This is a genomic window from Candidatus Pelagibacter sp. PS_02 (genome assembly GCF_059418065.1).
Genome location: NZ_CM182079.1, coordinates 604,432 through 618,800 on the forward strand (window position 1 = coordinate 604,432; position 14,369 = coordinate 618,800).

19 protein-coding genes, 1 tRNA gene, 1 pseudogene and 1 riboswitch are annotated in these 14,369 nt (G+C 28.3%); of the genes and pseudogenes, 11 read left to right on the forward strand and 10 right to left on the reverse strand.

Translation table 11 applies throughout. From position 1 onward, the window contains the following. Window positions 1-35 precede the first annotated feature (35 nt). The 5 genes and pseudogenes from AC5SL4_RS03120 to AC5SL4_RS03140 all read left to right on the forward strand — a co-directional run. Window positions 36-110: transfer RNA gene (locus AC5SL4_RS03120), tRNA-Glu, on the forward strand. A 23-nt stretch (window positions 111-133) separates the two neighbouring features. Then, window positions 134-367 (forward strand): GIY-YIG nuclease family protein, encoded by a 234-nt coding sequence (locus AC5SL4_RS03125; protein WP_006996909.1) that lies wholly within the window; start codon window positions 134-136, stop codon window positions 365-367. After that, on the forward strand, window positions 367-2,493 hold the full coding sequence (locus tag AC5SL4_RS03130) for a glycosyltransferase (protein ID WP_494587575.1): 2,127 nt from the start codon (window positions 367-369) through the stop codon (window positions 2,491-2,493). The genes AC5SL4_RS03125 and AC5SL4_RS03130 overlap by 1 nt, the downstream gene beginning before the upstream one ends. 18 nt (window positions 2,494-2,511) lie before the next feature. Beyond that, on the forward strand, window positions 2,512-2,706 hold the full coding sequence (locus AC5SL4_RS03135) for a hypothetical protein (protein WP_494587576.1): 195 nt from the start codon (window positions 2,512-2,514) through the stop codon (window positions 2,704-2,706). 11 nt (window positions 2,707-2,717) lie between these two features. After that, window positions 2,718-3,311 (forward strand): annotated as a pseudogene (locus tag AC5SL4_RS03140) (polysaccharide pyruvyl transferase family protein); the annotation flags it as partial. 7 nt (window positions 3,312-3,318) lie between these two features. On the opposite strand, the gene AC5SL4_RS03145 reads toward AC5SL4_RS03140, so the two are convergent. After that, entirely contained in the window at window positions 3,319-4,275 is a 957-nt protein-coding gene (locus AC5SL4_RS03145) for a site-specific integrase (protein ID WP_494587577.1), read from the reverse strand. 81 nt (window positions 4,276-4,356) lie between these two features. On the opposite strand from AC5SL4_RS03145, the gene AC5SL4_RS03150 reads away from it, so the two are divergent. Genes AC5SL4_RS03150 through AC5SL4_RS03165 form a run of 4 tightly spaced genes read left to right on the forward strand, consistent with a single transcriptional unit; the run spans window position 4,357 to window position 5,448 of the window. Next, complete coding sequence (locus AC5SL4_RS03150; protein ID WP_494587578.1) at window positions 4,357-4,539, forward strand: hypothetical protein; 183 nt, start codon at window positions 4,357-4,359, stop codon at window positions 4,537-4,539. Between the two features lie 34 nt (window positions 4,540-4,573). Further along, complete coding sequence (locus tag AC5SL4_RS03155) at window positions 4,574-4,702, forward strand: hypothetical protein (protein ID WP_494587579.1); 129 nt, start codon at window positions 4,574-4,576, stop codon at window positions 4,700-4,702. Window positions 4,703-4,751: 49 nt separating this feature from the next. Beyond that, window positions 4,752-5,189, forward strand: coding sequence for a GNAT family N-acetyltransferase (locus tag AC5SL4_RS03160; protein ID WP_494587580.1), 438 nt, complete (start codon window positions 4,752-4,754; stop codon window positions 5,187-5,189). Then, window positions 5,170-5,448: a methylated-DNA--[protein]-cysteine S-methyltransferase gene (locus AC5SL4_RS03165; RefSeq protein ID WP_494587581.1), complete on the forward strand. Its 279-nt coding sequence runs from the start codon at window positions 5,170-5,172 to the stop codon at window positions 5,446-5,448. Before AC5SL4_RS03160 ends, AC5SL4_RS03165 begins: the two co-directional genes overlap by 20 nt. A 597-nt stretch (window positions 5,449-6,045) precedes the next feature. Here the strand turns inward: AC5SL4_RS03165 and AC5SL4_RS03170 are convergent. The 7 genes from AC5SL4_RS03170 to rplM are packed head-to-tail and all read right to left on the reverse strand — an operon-like array spanning window position 6,046 to window position 11,297. Then, on the reverse strand, window positions 6,046-6,894 hold the full coding sequence (locus tag AC5SL4_RS03170; RefSeq protein ID WP_006996902.1) for a DMT family transporter: 849 nt from the start codon (window positions 6,892-6,894) through the stop codon (window positions 6,046-6,048). 17 nt (window positions 6,895-6,911) lie between these two features. Continuing rightward, window positions 6,912-7,814, reverse strand: coding sequence for an AEC family transporter (locus AC5SL4_RS03175; RefSeq protein WP_494587582.1), 903 nt, complete (start codon window positions 7,812-7,814; stop codon window positions 6,912-6,914). Further along, on the reverse strand, window positions 7,814-9,106 hold the full coding sequence (locus AC5SL4_RS03180) for a homoserine dehydrogenase (protein ID WP_494587583.1): 1,293 nt from the start codon (window positions 9,104-9,106) through the stop codon (window positions 7,814-7,816). The genes AC5SL4_RS03175 and AC5SL4_RS03180 overlap by 1 nt, the downstream gene beginning before the upstream one ends. Beyond that, entirely contained in the window at window positions 9,107-9,331 is a 225-nt protein-coding gene (locus AC5SL4_RS03185; RefSeq protein WP_018414144.1) for a hypothetical protein, read from the reverse strand. Then, window positions 9,328-10,350: an N-acetyl-gamma-glutamyl-phosphate reductase gene (argC, locus tag AC5SL4_RS03190; protein WP_020169441.1), complete on the reverse strand. Its 1,023-nt coding sequence runs from the start codon at window positions 10,348-10,350 to the stop codon at window positions 9,328-9,330. Before argC ends, AC5SL4_RS03185 begins: the two co-directional genes overlap by 4 nt. Before the next feature lie 34 nt (window positions 10,351-10,384). Further along, window positions 10,385-10,834, reverse strand: a complete 450-nt coding sequence (rpsI, locus tag AC5SL4_RS03195) for a 30S ribosomal protein S9 (protein WP_271741976.1) — start codon at window positions 10,832-10,834, stop codon at window positions 10,385-10,387. Between the two features lies 1 nt (window position 10,835). Further along, complete coding sequence (gene rplM, locus AC5SL4_RS03200) at window positions 10,836-11,297, reverse strand: 50S ribosomal protein L13 (protein ID WP_494587584.1); 462 nt, start codon at window positions 11,295-11,297, stop codon at window positions 10,836-10,838. Window positions 11,298-11,436: 139 nt separating this feature from the next. Then, a riboswitch (SAM riboswitch) is annotated at window positions 11,437-11,505 on the forward strand. A gap of 4 nt (window positions 11,506-11,509) precedes the next feature. On the opposite strand from rplM, the gene AC5SL4_RS03205 reads away from it, so the two are divergent. Beyond that, on the forward strand, window positions 11,510-12,838 hold the full coding sequence (locus AC5SL4_RS03205) for an O-acetylhomoserine aminocarboxypropyltransferase/cysteine synthase family protein (RefSeq protein WP_006996895.1): 1,329 nt from the start codon (window positions 11,510-11,512) through the stop codon (window positions 12,836-12,838). Here the strand turns inward: AC5SL4_RS03205 and AC5SL4_RS03210 are convergent. Next, window positions 12,831-13,841 carry a COX15/CtaA family protein gene (locus tag AC5SL4_RS03210; RefSeq protein WP_011282124.1) on the reverse strand — a complete coding sequence of 337 codons (1,011 nt, stop codon included), beginning with the start codon at window positions 13,839-13,841 and terminating at the stop codon, window positions 12,831-12,833. The two genes, AC5SL4_RS03205 and AC5SL4_RS03210, sit on opposite strands and share 8 nt — an antisense overlap. A 42-nt stretch (window positions 13,842-13,883) precedes the next feature. Here AC5SL4_RS03210 and AC5SL4_RS03215 point away from each other — a divergent pair, with 42 nt between their 5' ends. Next, window positions 13,884-14,174, forward strand: coding sequence for a chorismate mutase (locus AC5SL4_RS03215; protein ID WP_006996893.1), 291 nt, complete (start codon window positions 13,884-13,886; stop codon window positions 14,172-14,174). Window positions 14,175-14,176: 2 nt separating this feature from the next. Here AC5SL4_RS03215 and AC5SL4_RS03220 read toward each other — a convergent pair whose 3' ends face one another. Beyond that, window positions 14,177-14,368, reverse strand: a complete 192-nt coding sequence (locus tag AC5SL4_RS03220; protein ID WP_006996892.1) for a 50S ribosomal protein L33 — start codon at window positions 14,366-14,368, stop codon at window positions 14,177-14,179. Between the last annotated feature and the right edge of the window lies 1 nt (window position 14,369).

Genomic DNA, 14,369 nt, shown 5'->3' on the forward strand with positions numbered 1-14,369 from the left:
TAAATATTGACTTTTAAAATAAAAGATCACAACATGGTCCCTTCGTCTATCGGTTAGGACAGCTGGTTTTCATCCTGCAAAGGGGGGTTCGATTCCCCCAGGGACCGCCATAAATATGTTTTATTACACATATATGCTCAAATCTATTTCTAGTGGAGTTAAAAAAACTTACGTTGGGTATACTAACAACTTGAATTTAAGACTAAATAAACACAATTCTAATAAAGGCGCCAAATCAACAAAAGGATATAAATGGATCCTGATATATAGTAAAAAATTTAAAACTAAAAATGAAGCAATGTCTTTTGAGTACAGCCTTAAAAAAAATAAAATATTAAGAAAGGAGCTTTTAGAGAAATCTATTTAATGAATATTTCTATATTACTACCTTATAAAGAAAATTTTGCTTCTAATAAAGCAGGTGCTGTATCATTATTTGTTAATGATATTACTAAAAATAGTATTTATCAAAAAACTACAAAAATTTTTGGTAATACAATTTATAAAAAAATTCTATCCAACAATTATATCAATCTTGTTTTTGACAAGAAGATATTTTTTAGTTCTAATAATCAGTATGTAAAAAGTTTTTTAGAACACAGAGAAACGTTAAATTCAGATTTAATCGAAGTTCATAATAGACCTAATTATATTAAAATCATTAACACAAAATATCAAAATAGGTTATTTTTATATTTTCATAATGACCCATTACAAATGAATGGCTCTAAAACTACTAAAGAGCGGATGAGTTTACTCAATAATGTTGATAAAATAATATTTAATAGTGAGTGGACTAGAAGTAGATTTTTTATCAATTTAGATAATTATCAGCATTACATTAAAAAAACATCCGTATGTTTTCAATCATCATCTAAGGTTAAGATTAATTTCAAAAAGAAAAAAAATATAATCACTTTTATTGGTAAATTAAATCGAGCAAAAGGTTATGACTTATTTGGTAAAGCAATAATTAAAATTTTAGACAAATACCCTAATTGGAAATCAATGGTCTATGGTGATGAACCAAGAGAAAAACATATTTTTAATCATAAAAATCTAAAAATTTTTGGTTTTAAAAATAACAATATTATTCTTAATGATCTTAAAAAAGTCAGTATTTCTGTTATTTGTTCAAGATGGGAGGAGCCATTTGGAAGAACTAGTCTAGAAGCAGCTAGTAGAGGGTCAGCTGTAATAATAAGTAATAGAGGAGGTCTTCCCGAAACAGCACTTCATGCTATAAAGCTAAAGACATTAAATTCAGAAAATATTTTTAAAGAAATTGAAGCTCTTATTATTAATAAAAAAAGATTATTATCATTTCAAACAAAAAATTACAAAAATTTTAAATTTACCCATTCTTATGTTGCTAAAATTTTAGATGATTTAAGAAAAATTGATTACCATGATAAATCAATCAAATTATTCAACATCAAAAAAAAAATTGTTTTAAAAATAATACATACAACAAACTTTAATAGACGTTTTAACGGTAGACTTCATTATAATACAAGTAGGAGACTTAATAATGGATTTGTAAGACTTGGTCACAACGTATTAACGATAAGTGATAGGGATTTGACTCATGATAATAAGAATATATTTGATATTAATGGTAAAAAAAAATTACAAAAAGATTTGATCGAAAATTCAATTAATTTCAAGGCAGACTGCCTAGTTTTGGGACACGCAGATTCAATTACAAATGAAACTTTAGACGTTATTAGAAATAAAAATAAAAATTTGAAAATCTGTCAATGGTTCTTAGACCCTATTGGTAAAAAAGGCCCAGATTATCTAAGAAATAATAATAGAATCACAGAAAAAGTTAATTTTATTGATAGCACATTTTTAACTTCAAGCCCGAGCGCTTTACATAAAGAAATTAAAAATTCATATTTCATGCCTAATCCTTCGGATGTATCGTTTGAAATTTTAAAAAATTATGAAAATAAATGTAAAAATGATGTTTTTTTTGCAATGAGTCATGGTGTTCATAGAGGGGAACTTAAAAAAGGGAAATTTGATGATAGAGAATTATTCATTAATAAGCTTAAAAGATTAAATAAAGAAATTAGTTTTGATATATATGGTATGAATAATATTCAACCTATATGGGGTGATAATTTTATAAAAGCAATTTCAAAATCAAAAATGGGTATTAACTTGAGTAGGGGAGAGCCTGTTAAATACTATAGTAGCGACCGGATTGCACAACTTTTGGGAAATGGTTTATTAACATTTATTGATAAAAAAACTTGTTTTAATGATTTCCTCTCAAATAAAGAAATTATCTTTTATAATGACATAAATGACCTTGGCTATAAAATTAATAAATATAAAAAAGACAAAAAAGAAGCAAGAATAATTGCAAAAAATGGTCGTGATACTTATTTAAAAAACTTCAACTCTACAATTGTGGCTGATTTTATTCTTTCAAAAACCTTTGACTATAAAAGTAAAAATAAATTTATTTGGGAAAATATATAATATTATAAATTTTGATAAATGAATAAAGTATTAAAATTATATTATTCTGGTGGAAAAAAAAATAATTTCAATTTTGGAGATAGCATATCTCCACTAATAGTTTCTTACTTGTCTGGTAGAAAAATTATTTATGCTGATATAGATAGCTGCGACTGTGTTTCTATAGGTAGTGTGATAGACAAAGTTTTAAAAAAAAATGGAAAAGACTTTTAAGACTAAATTTCAAACCTATAACAATATTAGGAACTGGATCTATAGGCTCTAATATCATTACAAAAAATCATAATTTAAGTATTTTATCGTTAAGAGGGCCTTTAACTAACAATTTATTTAACAATATCAATAATCCTATTCTATGTGATCCTGGTATTATAATTTCTAGCCTAATTAAAAAAACAATTAAAAGGTTTACTTGGGGAATCATTCCTCATGTATTTGAAAAAAACTTAGCAATTTTAAAAGAGATGCAAAATACAAATAAGAATTGTATTATTATTGACCCTTCTAACAATAATCCTTTAGAAACTGCTACTCTTATTGCGTCATGTAATTTTATAATATCATCAAGTTTGCATGGTTTAATCGCTGCAGACTCCCTAAATATACCTCATGTTTGGATGAAAATAAGCAATAAAATTATTGGTGGTAATTGGAAATTTAATGATTATTTTTTAAGCATGAATAATCAGCTGGTAGAACCCTTAATTATAAACAATTTATCAGCGAAAAGTTGGGAAAATAATATTCAAATTAGCGACAGAAAGATATTAGAAAAAAAAATTAATGAATTAGAGTCAATTGACTTAAGTCAAATATAAAAATATTTTAAAATTTGATGTTTTTTAATGCGTTATTTTTAAAAAGATTTGCTTCTTTTATATATCTTCTAACCATTTCAGTTGATTTATGTCCTGTCATAGCCATTATACTTCTCTCTTCTGCTCCAGACTCTGCGGCAGATGTCGCAAAACCAGATCTTAAACTATGTCCAGAGTAATTTTTACAATCTATACCTGCTAATTTTAAATACTCTTTTACTATTAGGGCTACAGTTTGGTCAGTTAATCTATTATCTGATATTTTTGATCCCTTAATAAACCTTCTAAATAACGCTCCAGATTTTATCTTCGATATTTCAATCCATTTATGAATTGAAATTACTGGGCAATATTGTGGATTTTTAAAGTAGGGTAGCCCTTTTACGAAACCTTCACCAAATTGGTCTGTTTTAGATCTTCTTAGGTTAATTTTAAGACCCTCTTGCACAAAATCTAAATCTTCATAATCTAATGAAACTATCTCATTTCTTCTAAAACCACCCGAGAACCCAATTAGGATAATTGACCTATCTCTTAATTTTTTTATTTCTTCTTTTTTTTGTTGATCAATTACATTAATAATCTTTTTTAAATTATTGATTAATAGAGGTTTTTTTCCTCTTTGAATACTTCCTTTTCTTCTTTTAATACCCATAATATTTTCAACGATTGAGGGATGTTTTGTATCTAAATAATGACCTTTTAACTTATGTATGACACCTATTGATACCAACCTACGCTTTAAAGTACTCATTCTAACGTCTTTAGTTGATAAATGTGTTAAATATAATGAAACTATTTTTGGTTCTGATGGAAGAGATTTAAAACCATTTTTTGCACAAAATAAACCAAAGTCATTAAAATCTGATTTATAAGCTCTTACAGTATTATTTGCTTTAGAGCTTTGTAAATTTAATAATGTTTCTTCTTGTAAAGCCTTTATGTCAGTTATTATACTATTCATACTTATTACTATTGATAACCATTAATTATCGTTAGTAATATATTAAGTGATTTTATATGTCAATAGTTTATTTTAAGCTAAATGAATTTAATAAAAGATAAAAATGAACTTGCTTTAGAGTTTCCAAAACTAACAGTTTATAGACCCAAATTTTACAGTTTAAAGTATAACGATAATGTTACTTATGAATGTGGCTGTAATAATAGCCATAGATTAAATGATGATACCATCCTAGTCTTTTCAATGGCTAGACCTGGGGGTTAATTTCCTTTTTCTCTGCCCGAAAGGTTTTTACAGTATGGTTTCTGTAAAAGGTTTTTTTAAGACAAATGCTAAAACATTATGGACATGTAAAAAAAAAATTTTTATAGATTATATGGATGCTATCGGTATGGCAGAATCTATTCCCGATCCAAGGTTTAAATAATCTAATATTTGTAATAATAACAATAATTTAAGCAATATAACTAAACTAGATGATTAGAAAATTAATGATAAAAGATAAGGAAAATTGGTCTAAATTGTATAATGGTTATGCTGATTTCTACAAAGCTCCAATGAATACAGAGGTTTTAGAAACTTTATGGGAATGGATTCACGATGATAATCATATTGTTAATGGCATTTGCTTTGAATTAGAAGGTAAAATTGTTGGTATTGCTCATTATAGAACAATGCCAAGACCAATTAAGGGCCAATATATTGGCTTTTTAGATGATCTATTTGTGGAACCAGAGTTTAGAGGTCAAAAAATAGCACAAAAGCTTATTGTTCATCTAAAATCCCTTTCTAAAGCTAATAATTGGGATGGAATTCGTTGGATCACTCACTCTTCCAACCAAAATGCTAAGAAATTATATGATAAAATAGCAAATAATACAGGATTTGAACTATATGAACTTAAAGGGAACTAAGTTTCAGCTTAAAGTCTGGAATTATTTAAAGAAAATACCCAAAGGAAAAGTTAAAACTTACTTTGAAGTTGCTAAAGCTATCGGCAAACCTAAAGCTTTCAGGGCAGTTGCTAATGCTGTAGGTAAAAACCCCTATCCTCCCAAAATACCCTGTCATAGAGTAATCAAATCAGATGGAAGTCTCGGCGGATACTCTGGAAAAGGTGGAATTCAAGAAAAACGACGTTTATTGAGATCAGAAAAAGTCTTCATAAAATAGTACTTTTAACCCCAAAAAACGTTTAAAACCCTTGCTATTAAACACTTTTTAGGTATTTTGCCATATTTTCGTTTAATTGCTGTAATACATCCTTCAGTTGTACTACAAATAGACTTTTGGCTAAAATAGACCATCCTATGAGCGTTTAAGCAGTATATTCTCATACTGCATTGCTCTACTTGTCAACAATAGCAACGATTATAGAGAGAGTAAAAAAGACCATTTTACTAGCTTTTTTAACCCCCTATTCTACTCTATAAATACTCTAATTTTAACAAAAATACCCTATTAATTGAAATAAGTATTTAATATCAATACTAAATCACCATTTTAGCCAGCTTAAAAACTATGTTTAATTTACTAAAAATTAAAATTACCCAATTCTCGCTTTTTCAACGTTAGAAAAATAGATTTATGCTACTTTTATTTTATTTTTAAGCTATTTTAGTAACTATAATTTAACTATTTTTAAATATTATTATATTTTATCTGTAATTTTTAGAAATTAATTATATTATGATTAAAGCAATAATTACAGTAGTATATATTATACTATTAATGTATAATATTAGATATTAGTAAACAAATAATACCTAGTTAATAGGATTTAATATAAGATTCTCTCCTAGAGATATAAACTCCACTCATAATAATAATGGATAAGCCTAGGAATGTCCAATTATCAGGAAAGTCACTAAAGAAGTAATACCCAATAATTATATTAGTAATGATTTCAAAGTAGCTAAATGGAGCCAATTTAGAGGCATCAGCGTATTTAAGTGATAATATAAGAAATAAGTGCCCGATACAGGCAAATACGCCTATTGAGGCCATCATAGACCATTGAGAAGGGGTTGGATTAACCCATACAAATGGCATTAATCCTGAAACGGCGATTAACCCAACTAATCCAGTTAGTAATAAAGTTAATAAAGGGTTATCTGAAGTGCTCAATTTACGTGTAATTATTAAATAGAACCCATACATTACACCTGTTCCTAATGCAGCTAGACTGGCCAAGTTAATCTCCACAAAACCTGGTCTTATAACCACTAGAGAGCCTATAAATCCTATAATAACAGCAGTCCACCTTCTTATACCCACCTTCTCACCCAAAAATATAGGAGAAAATGCAGTAACAATTAAAGGTGCTACAAAAGCAAGTGTCAGAGCTTTAGCTAAAGAGATAACAGAAATTGCGTAGAAAAAACAAATATTAGCAGAAAGTAGTATTAACCCTCTTATTATTTGTAACTTAGGTTTATCAGTCCATACAAGCTGCTTATTATAAAACAAGAACATTATTGGAAGAGTGAATGCGACCGTAAAAAAATATCTAGCCCACGTGATCTGTAAAACGGGCATATCGGCACTTAAATACTTTGCAAAACCATCCATGATTGGAAGCATTACCCATGCTAAAAGGTTAAATGTGATGGCTTTCATAAGCCAATTGATACAGTTTAATTAAAGTATTTTAAAGCAAAGAATACGACTACTGGAATAGTAAAAAAAGACATGACTGTTGAAACAACAATGGTACTAGCAACGCTATCTACAATTTTTTTTGGTGAATAAATTGATGCTACAAGATAATTTAAAACAGCACTGGGCATTGAACATTGAATTAATAGAACACCGGCAGCAAAACCTGAAAGGTTAAAATATTTTATTATTAAAAAACCAATTATTGGGCCAAGTATTACCCTTCCTATTGATGATATAAGTGCTTTTTTGAATGAAAAAACCTTAAAACGAGTAAGAGCAATTCCTAAAGACATTAATATTAAAAAAATCGTAGCATACATTAGCAGAAAAGTTGTATTTTCAACAAAGAGAGGAAGTTCTATTCTAAAGTATAGGAAAATTACTGAAATTATAATTGCATAAAAAGGTGGGTTTTTAAGAATTACACTTAAATCAAATTTTCTATCAGCAAGAAATACTCCAAGAGTAAAATGGCATAGCACTATTAAGGCTGAAATTGCAGCAGCGATACCTAAACCTTGAGTGCCATAAGCGAATAAACATATTGGTAAACCCATATTACCAGTATTAGGCATAACAAAAGGGGGTAACTCACGAATAATATCTTTAGTATTTAAAAAAAATAAAAAAACTATACCTACTATTGTAAAAATAAAAATTGCTATCAAATAGTACCAAAAATAATTTTTAAAAATGTCATAAGACATTCCAGTTGATGTTAAAGAATATATTATCATTGCTGGAGTACCAATATTTGCTGCAAAGGTAGTAATAAAAGATGTATCTAATTTCGGATTATTTTTGCCAAGATAATAACCAATACCAACAACAAAAAAGACAGGAAATAAAACCTCAAACAGTTTTAGATATATTTCCATTAATTATAAATTCTAATCAATGTTGGGTATCTAAGAATATTTTTGTCTTTATTAAAAACAGAAAGACAGTTCTTGGAATTAAGTTCATTAGTTTTATGGGTAATAATAACAATAGTAGCTTTATTATTTTTTTTGTCAGGAGTTTGGATTAATCTTTTTACTGAAATTTTATACTTAGCTAGTCGGTTTGTGATTGTTGATAAAACACCTGGTTTGTCTTTAACTTCAAATCTCAAATATAGTGAATTCACATAATTATCAACGTTGTAACATTTAATTAATTTACGTTTATTGCCAGGAATACCAAATGGTTTCTTAATATTACCTCTTAAAATTGAAAGTAAATCTGATAATAAAGATGATGACGTTGGACCAGGACCAGCTCCCTCACCTTGCAATATACTTTCACCCACAGGTTTTCCTTCGAGAATAACAGCATTCATAACACCACCAACGTTACCTATGTACGAATTTTTACTAACTAAGCATGGGTGTACAGTTTCAAAAAGTTGACCATTAATTAGTTCTGAAATGCCTAATAGTTTGATACGTAAATTTAATTGATTGGAAATTTCTATGTCTTTTAATTCAATTTTTTCAATACCTTCCATTAAGCATTTATGTTTTGAAATTTTAGTATTAAAAGCTAGAGCAGATAAAATTCTTACTTTAGCAAATGCATCAAAACCATTTAAATCTAATTTAGGGTTACCTGGTTCAGCGTATCCCAATTTTTGAGCTTTTTTTAATACGTTGGAAAAACTATCATTAGAATTTTCCATTTCTGAAAGAATATAATTAGAAGTACCATTTAAAATTCCATAAACTTTAGAAATTTTGTTAGTTGCAAGACCCTCTTTAATAGTTCTTAATATTGGAATACCACCAGCAACAGATGCTTCAAATTCTAAATTAACATTATTTTCCTCTGCTAATTTTCCCAAATAATCACCATGTTTAGAGATAAGTGCTTTATTAGGAGTGATTACATGTATTCGATTTTTTAAAGCAGTTTCAACAACTTTTTTTGAAATCCCGTCTGACAAACCTATGGCTTCAAATAAAATATCTACTTTGGTCTTATTAAAGATTTCTAATGGGTTTTTAAAAAATATTTTCTTATTAACTTTAAATCTTCTTTTTTTAGAAATGCTTCTTGCTGAAACAGCTACAACGTTAATCTTTTTACCTGTCTTAAGTTCAATATCTTTTTTTTTAGTATTAAGCTCATTTAACAAATAAATACCAACTTGTCCTAAACCAACGACAGCAATGTTTATTAAATTTTTCATCTATTGGTTAATATCTGGGTATTCTGCATTTTCTGAATAATCTTTAAGAAAGAGGTTAAATTCATCAAAAGTCATTGATTTGTAATCACCTGTTTTTTTTAATATTTGAGAAAGTTTTTTGTCATCATTAGACTTTTTAATAGGATCTTCATTCCAATAAGTAGACTCTTTGTTTAATGAGCACGAAGTTAAAAATACAATTAGGGATAAAAATAAGTATTTCAAATTAATCCTTTTGTTTCATTAAAACCATATTTGATATTCATATTTTGTATTGCTTGACCTGCTCCACCTTTAATCAAATTATCAATAACAGATAAAATAATAACTCTATTTTTATACTTAGTTTTACAAATTACTATAGAGCAATTATTTGTGTTAATTACGTCATTTGTACTTAACAATGAATTTGTTTTTAAAATTTTAACGAATCTGTTTTTTGAATATTGACTCTTTAAAGTGTTTTCTAAATTTTTAATACCTACACCTTTGTTAAGGTCTAAGTAAATAGTACTAAGTATCCCTCTAAACATTGGTGTTAAATGGGGTGTGAATGTAAAAGAAAATTTCTTTTTAGTGTAGTTTTCGATTTCTTGTTGAATTTCAGAGTTATGTCTATGGAAACCCACACCATAAGCGCTTAAGGATTCATAAAGATTTTTATCCTTATATTTTTTATGCACACCTCTTCCAGCACCAGAGTAACCAGATTTTGAATCTATAATAACATTATCTGTTTTTATTAAATTTTTCTTAACTAATGGAATAAGTGGTAAAAGTATTGATGTTGGGTAGCAACCTGGACATCCAATAATATTAAATTTCTTTAATTTGTCACCATTGATTTCTGGTAATGAATAAATTGATTTTTTAATATTTTTGACAGATCTGTGTTTTTGTTTGTACCATTTTAGATAATTTGATGCTTTATTAAGTCTAAAGTCTGCAGCTAAATCAATTAATATATTGTGTTTTAATAAATCATTTGAAATATCTTGTGCTTCACCATTAGGTAGAGCTGTAAAAACAAGGTCTATGTTTTTTAAAAGTTCTTTATTGTATCTAATAATTTTAGGTAATTTTTTTGAACTTAATGATTTTTCATAACTAGAGATATTTTTTCCAACAGACGTATTACCACAAAGATATTTAATGTTAACATTGCTGTGTTTAACTAATAATTTAATTAATTGAACACCAATATAACCTGTTGATCCAGCAACTAAAACATTAAGCTTAGGCATTTTTTTATTATAACAGTTTAGAGTTAAAAAAGAATTATCTTTTCGAGAATTGGAAGCTTCGTCTTGCTTTTCTACGACCAGGTTTTTTTCTTTCAACTGATCTAGAGTCTCTAGTATTAAGCTTTTCTGTCTTAAGTACTGCTCTATTCTCTGAATCAAATAAGATTAATGCTTTAGCAATACCATGAACCATTGCACCAGCTTGACCTGTGTGACCACCACCTGCTACGCTACATCTTACATCATAATCAGTTGCTTGGTTTATAATCTCAAATGGTCTTGTGATTTGCATTTTGTGACTTCCGCTAGTGAAATACTCATCCATAGTTCTGCCATTAACGTAAATTTTACCTGTACCTTTTTTCACCCAAATTTTTGCAATAGATTTTTTTCTTCTACCGGTTGCGTATTTACTATCTTTAAAATCTAATTTAATTTTAGGTTTTTTTGGAGATACTTTATTTGGTGTAGCTGCTGTTACCATATTAATTTCTTATTAAATTTTTACTGTTTAATTTACCTAGGTCTAAAAGTTTTGGGTTTTGTGCTGCATGAGGGTGTTCTTCACCAGCATAAATTTTTACTTTAGTTAACTGTTTTCTTCCTAGAACTCCCCCAGGTAACATTCTTTTAATAGCTAATTTTAATGTCTCGCCAGGTTTATTTTTTTCTAATAACTTTTCAGGAGTAATTTCTTTAATTCCACCTGGATGACCAGTATGTCTATAATATTTTTTATCTTTAAATTTTTTTCCTGTGAACTTTGCTTGTTCAACATTTTTAACAACAACAAAATCACCATCATCCATATGAGGTGTAAAAGTTGTTTTATTTTTTCCTCTAATAATCATAGCAATAATAGAAGCTAATCTGCCAACTACAGCATTTTTAGCATCTATCTCAAACCAGTTACTGTTTAAATCACCACTTTTTAGAAATTTTGTCATTGTGCGAGGATTAATACTATTATTAGATATAATGTCAATTTTATATTTCCCTTGCAATATCTTGCTTAAATGATATTTCTATATAGCCGATTTGTTCCTATTGCAGGCTAGTTATTGCTAAAAAGGATTTTTTACCCACATTATCGGTAGGCGCATTTGAACTGTATTGTACGCCTTGCATAAAGCAAAAGTACTAAAAAAGGAGTATTAAGATGAGTACAAAAAGACAAAACCCTGAGACTATAGCTATACATGGTGGTGATTATAGAAGTGATCCAACAACCAAAGCAGTAGCAGTTCCAATTTATAGAACAACATCGTATCAATTTGATAGTACTGAACATGCTGCGAATTTGTTTGCTCTTAAGGAATTTGGAAATATTTATACAAGAATAATGAATCCAACAAATGATGCTCTTGAAAAAAGAGTTGCTTCATTAGAAGGAGGATTAGCCTGTTTAACAGTAGCATCTGGACAAACTGCATCAACTTTTGCAATTTTAAACGTTGCACAAGCCGGAGATAATATAGTCAGCTCTACGGATTTATATGGAGGTACTATTTCGTTATTCACACATACATTAAGTAAACTTGGTATTGAAGTTAGATATGCAGACCCTTCTGACCCAAAAAACTTTGAAAAAGCTGTTGATGATAAAACTAGAGCTTTTTATGGTGAGACTTTACCAAATCCTTATTTGAGAGTTTTTCCAATTAAAGAAGTTTCTGATATTGGTAAAAAATACAATATACCATTAATAATGGACAACACAGCTGCCCCTGTAATTTGCAAACCTTTAGAACATGGTGCTGCTGTAGTAGTTTATTCATTAACAAAATATATAGGTGGTCACGGTACAGTTGTGGGTGGAGCTTTAGTTGATGGAGGTAATTTTGATTGGACAGCTGATCCCAAAAGACAACCTTTATTTAACGAACCTGACGCAAGTTACGGTGGAGCTATATGGGGAAAAGTGGTTCCAGAATTAACTGGGGCTAATGTTTCTTTTGCAGTAAGAGCGCGGGTTACATTACTAAGAGATCTTGGTTCTGCCCTATCACCTGACAATGCATTTGGAATTATTCAAGGGCTTGAAACAGTTGCTCTTAGAATGAAACAACACTGCTCAAATGCATCAAAAGTTGTTGACTATTTAAAGAAAAATAAAGAAGTAACAAGAGTAATCTATCCAACAGAACATGAAGGTAAAATTGCTGATCGTGCTAAAAAATACCTTAATGAAGGAAATGGTGGTTTAGTTGGTATTGAGCTCAAAGGTGGTATTGAAGCAGGTAAGAGATTTATCGAGTCTTTAAAAATGTTTTATCATGTTGCAAATATTGGAGATGCAAGAAGTTTAGCAATTCATCCTGCAACAACAACACATAGTCAGTTAACAGAAAAAGAATTGTTAGCCTCAGGTGTAACTCCTGGATACGTAAGATTATGTATTGGTATTGAGCATATAGATGACATTATTGAGGATTTAGACCAAGCTTTAAATAAATCTTCTAAAGGAAATTTGAAAGCAGTTAGTTAGAGTTTTTATATAATATCAAAAAATAAGAACTCAAAACTAATATTGAACCTAGCTGGTGTAGTGAAGCGTATGTAATCTCTACACCAGAAATCAAAGTTATAATTCCTAAAAAAATTTGAAACAAGATAGCAACATCAAAAAATAATACATATTTAAAATCATATTGTTTTTTAAAATAGATAAAATTTAAAATGATTATAAAAAATAGAAGCAAATATGCAGTTGATCTATGCAAAAATTGAATAATTGATGGGTTGTTAAATAATTGAGTAGTAATTAAATCACCATAACTAACATCATTTGGAAAAAAACTACCATTCATATCAGGCCATGAATTATAGATGAGACCACCATCTAAACCTGATAAGAAAGCACCCAATACAATCTGCAAAACTATCAATTTAAGTATGAATAATAAAAATAAATTTGGAATTTTATTTTCAAATTTTTTAATTTTATGAATATCTAAAATATACCAAAAAATTAAACATAAAATAAATAAAGCCAAAGATAAATGAATGCTAAGTCTAAAGTGACTAACGTCATTATTTTCAATTAATCCACTAGATACCATATACCAACCGATGAACCCCTGAAGACACACAAGGAAAAAAATCCAATAATATTTATTAGAATAATGCAGAGTTTTTTTAAAATAGAGAGTAAAGAAAAGCAAAGGCACTAAAGTAAACAAACCTACAAATCTTGCTAACAATCTATGAGCATACTCCCAATAAAAAATAACTTTAAATTCATCTAAGGACATGCCGTAGTTAATATTTTTATATTCAGGAATTTTTTTGTATTCTGTGAAATAAAAATTCCACTCATTAATATTCATAGGTGGGAGTATTCCAGTAAAAAGCTCCCAAGCTGTGATTGATAAACCAGAGTCTGTTAATCTAGTAAGACCACCGACAGCTACCATAAGAACAATTAATGAAAATAAAGTTATTAACCACAATTTTAAATATTTTATATAGTTGTCGCTATTTACAAACATAAATTATACTTATAATAATTATCTTAATAACCAATTGAATAAATGTCGCCTACAAATAAAAAAAAACTAAATCAGATTAGAATTAAGCTTGATAAACTTGATAATGATTTACTTAAATTAATCAAAAAAAGATCTTCATTAGTCAATGAAGTGCTAAAAGTAAAAATCCATAAAAAAGAAATAATTGATCAAAAAAGGATCAATTTTATACTTAAAAAAATTAAAAAAAAATCAATACAAACTAATATTGACCCAAAAATCACTAATAGAATTTGGAAAAATATGATTTGGTCTTTTATTGATTACGAAAAAAGAAATTTTAGAAAAAAATAGTACTATTTACTGTGTGGAGGTAATTTTTTTTCCACAAACATTTCATGTTTTCTTGTAGAAGGGTTATATTTCTTTGCAGACAATTTAACTTTAGCTTTTTCACCACCCGCAGGTTTTTTAACATAATAAAAAAAAGGACTATCAGGTTTAGCCTCTGGTACTAATCTAACTTTAACGTGCGTTTTTTTTGCCATT

What these genes read in the sequence shown, in the direction of transcription:
- AC5SL4_RS03155 (WP_494587579.1), top strand. Translation starts at nt 4,574, where the DNA reads ATGGTTTCTGTAAAAGGTTTTTTTAAGACAAATGCTAAAACATTATGG.
- AC5SL4_RS03215 (WP_006996893.1), top strand. Translation starts at nt 13,884, where the DNA reads ATGTCGCCTACAAATAAAAAAAAACTAAATCAGATTAGAATTAAGCTT.
- AC5SL4_RS03160 (WP_494587580.1), top strand. Translation starts at nt 4,752, where the DNA reads ATGATTAGAAAATTAATGATAAAAGATAAGGAAAATTGGTCTAAATTG.
- rpsI (WP_271741976.1), bottom strand. Translation starts at nt 10,834, where the DNA reads ATGGTAACAGCAGCTACACCAAATAAAGTATCTCCAAAAAAACCTAAA.
- AC5SL4_RS03130 (WP_494587575.1), top strand. Translation starts at nt 367, where the DNA reads ATGAATATTTCTATATTACTACCTTATAAAGAAAATTTTGCTTCTAAT.
- AC5SL4_RS03210 (WP_011282124.1), bottom strand. Translation starts at nt 13,841, where the DNA reads ATGTTTGTAAATAGCGACAACTATATAAAATATTTAAAATTGTGGTTA.
- AC5SL4_RS03205 (WP_006996895.1), top strand. Translation starts at nt 11,510, where the DNA reads ATGAGTACAAAAAGACAAAACCCTGAGACTATAGCTATACATGGTGGT.
- AC5SL4_RS03135 (WP_494587576.1), top strand. Translation starts at nt 2,512, where the DNA reads ATGAATAAAGTATTAAAATTATATTATTCTGGTGGAAAAAAAAATAAT.
- AC5SL4_RS03170 (WP_006996902.1), bottom strand. Translation starts at nt 6,894, where the DNA reads ATGAAAGCCATCACATTTAACCTTTTAGCATGGGTAATGCTTCCAATC.
- argC (WP_020169441.1), bottom strand. Translation starts at nt 10,350, where the DNA reads ATGCCTAAGCTTAATGTTTTAGTTGCTGGATCAACAGGTTATATTGGT.
- AC5SL4_RS03220 (WP_006996892.1), bottom strand. Translation starts at nt 14,368, where the DNA reads ATGGCAAAAAAAACGCACGTTAAAGTTAGATTAGTACCAGAGGCTAAA.
- AC5SL4_RS03150 (WP_494587578.1), top strand. Translation starts at nt 4,357, where the DNA reads ATGAATTTAATAAAAGATAAAAATGAACTTGCTTTAGAGTTTCCAAAA.
- AC5SL4_RS03180 (WP_494587583.1), bottom strand. Translation starts at nt 9,106, where the DNA reads ATGAAAAATTTAATAAACATTGCTGTCGTTGGTTTAGGACAAGTTGGT.
- rplM (WP_494587584.1), bottom strand. Translation starts at nt 11,297, where the DNA reads ATGACAAAATTTCTAAAAAGTGGTGATTTAAACAGTAACTGGTTTGAG.
- AC5SL4_RS03125 (WP_006996909.1), top strand. Translation starts at nt 134, where the DNA reads ATGCTCAAATCTATTTCTAGTGGAGTTAAAAAAACTTACGTTGGGTAT.
- AC5SL4_RS03165 (WP_494587581.1), top strand. Translation starts at nt 5,170, where the DNA reads ATGAACTTAAAGGGAACTAAGTTTCAGCTTAAAGTCTGGAATTATTTA.
- AC5SL4_RS03145 (WP_494587577.1), bottom strand. Translation starts at nt 4,275, where the DNA reads ATGAATAGTATAATAACTGACATAAAGGCTTTACAAGAAGAAACATTA.
- AC5SL4_RS03175 (WP_494587582.1), bottom strand. Translation starts at nt 7,814, where the DNA reads ATGGAAATATATCTAAAACTGTTTGAGGTTTTATTTCCTGTCTTTTTT.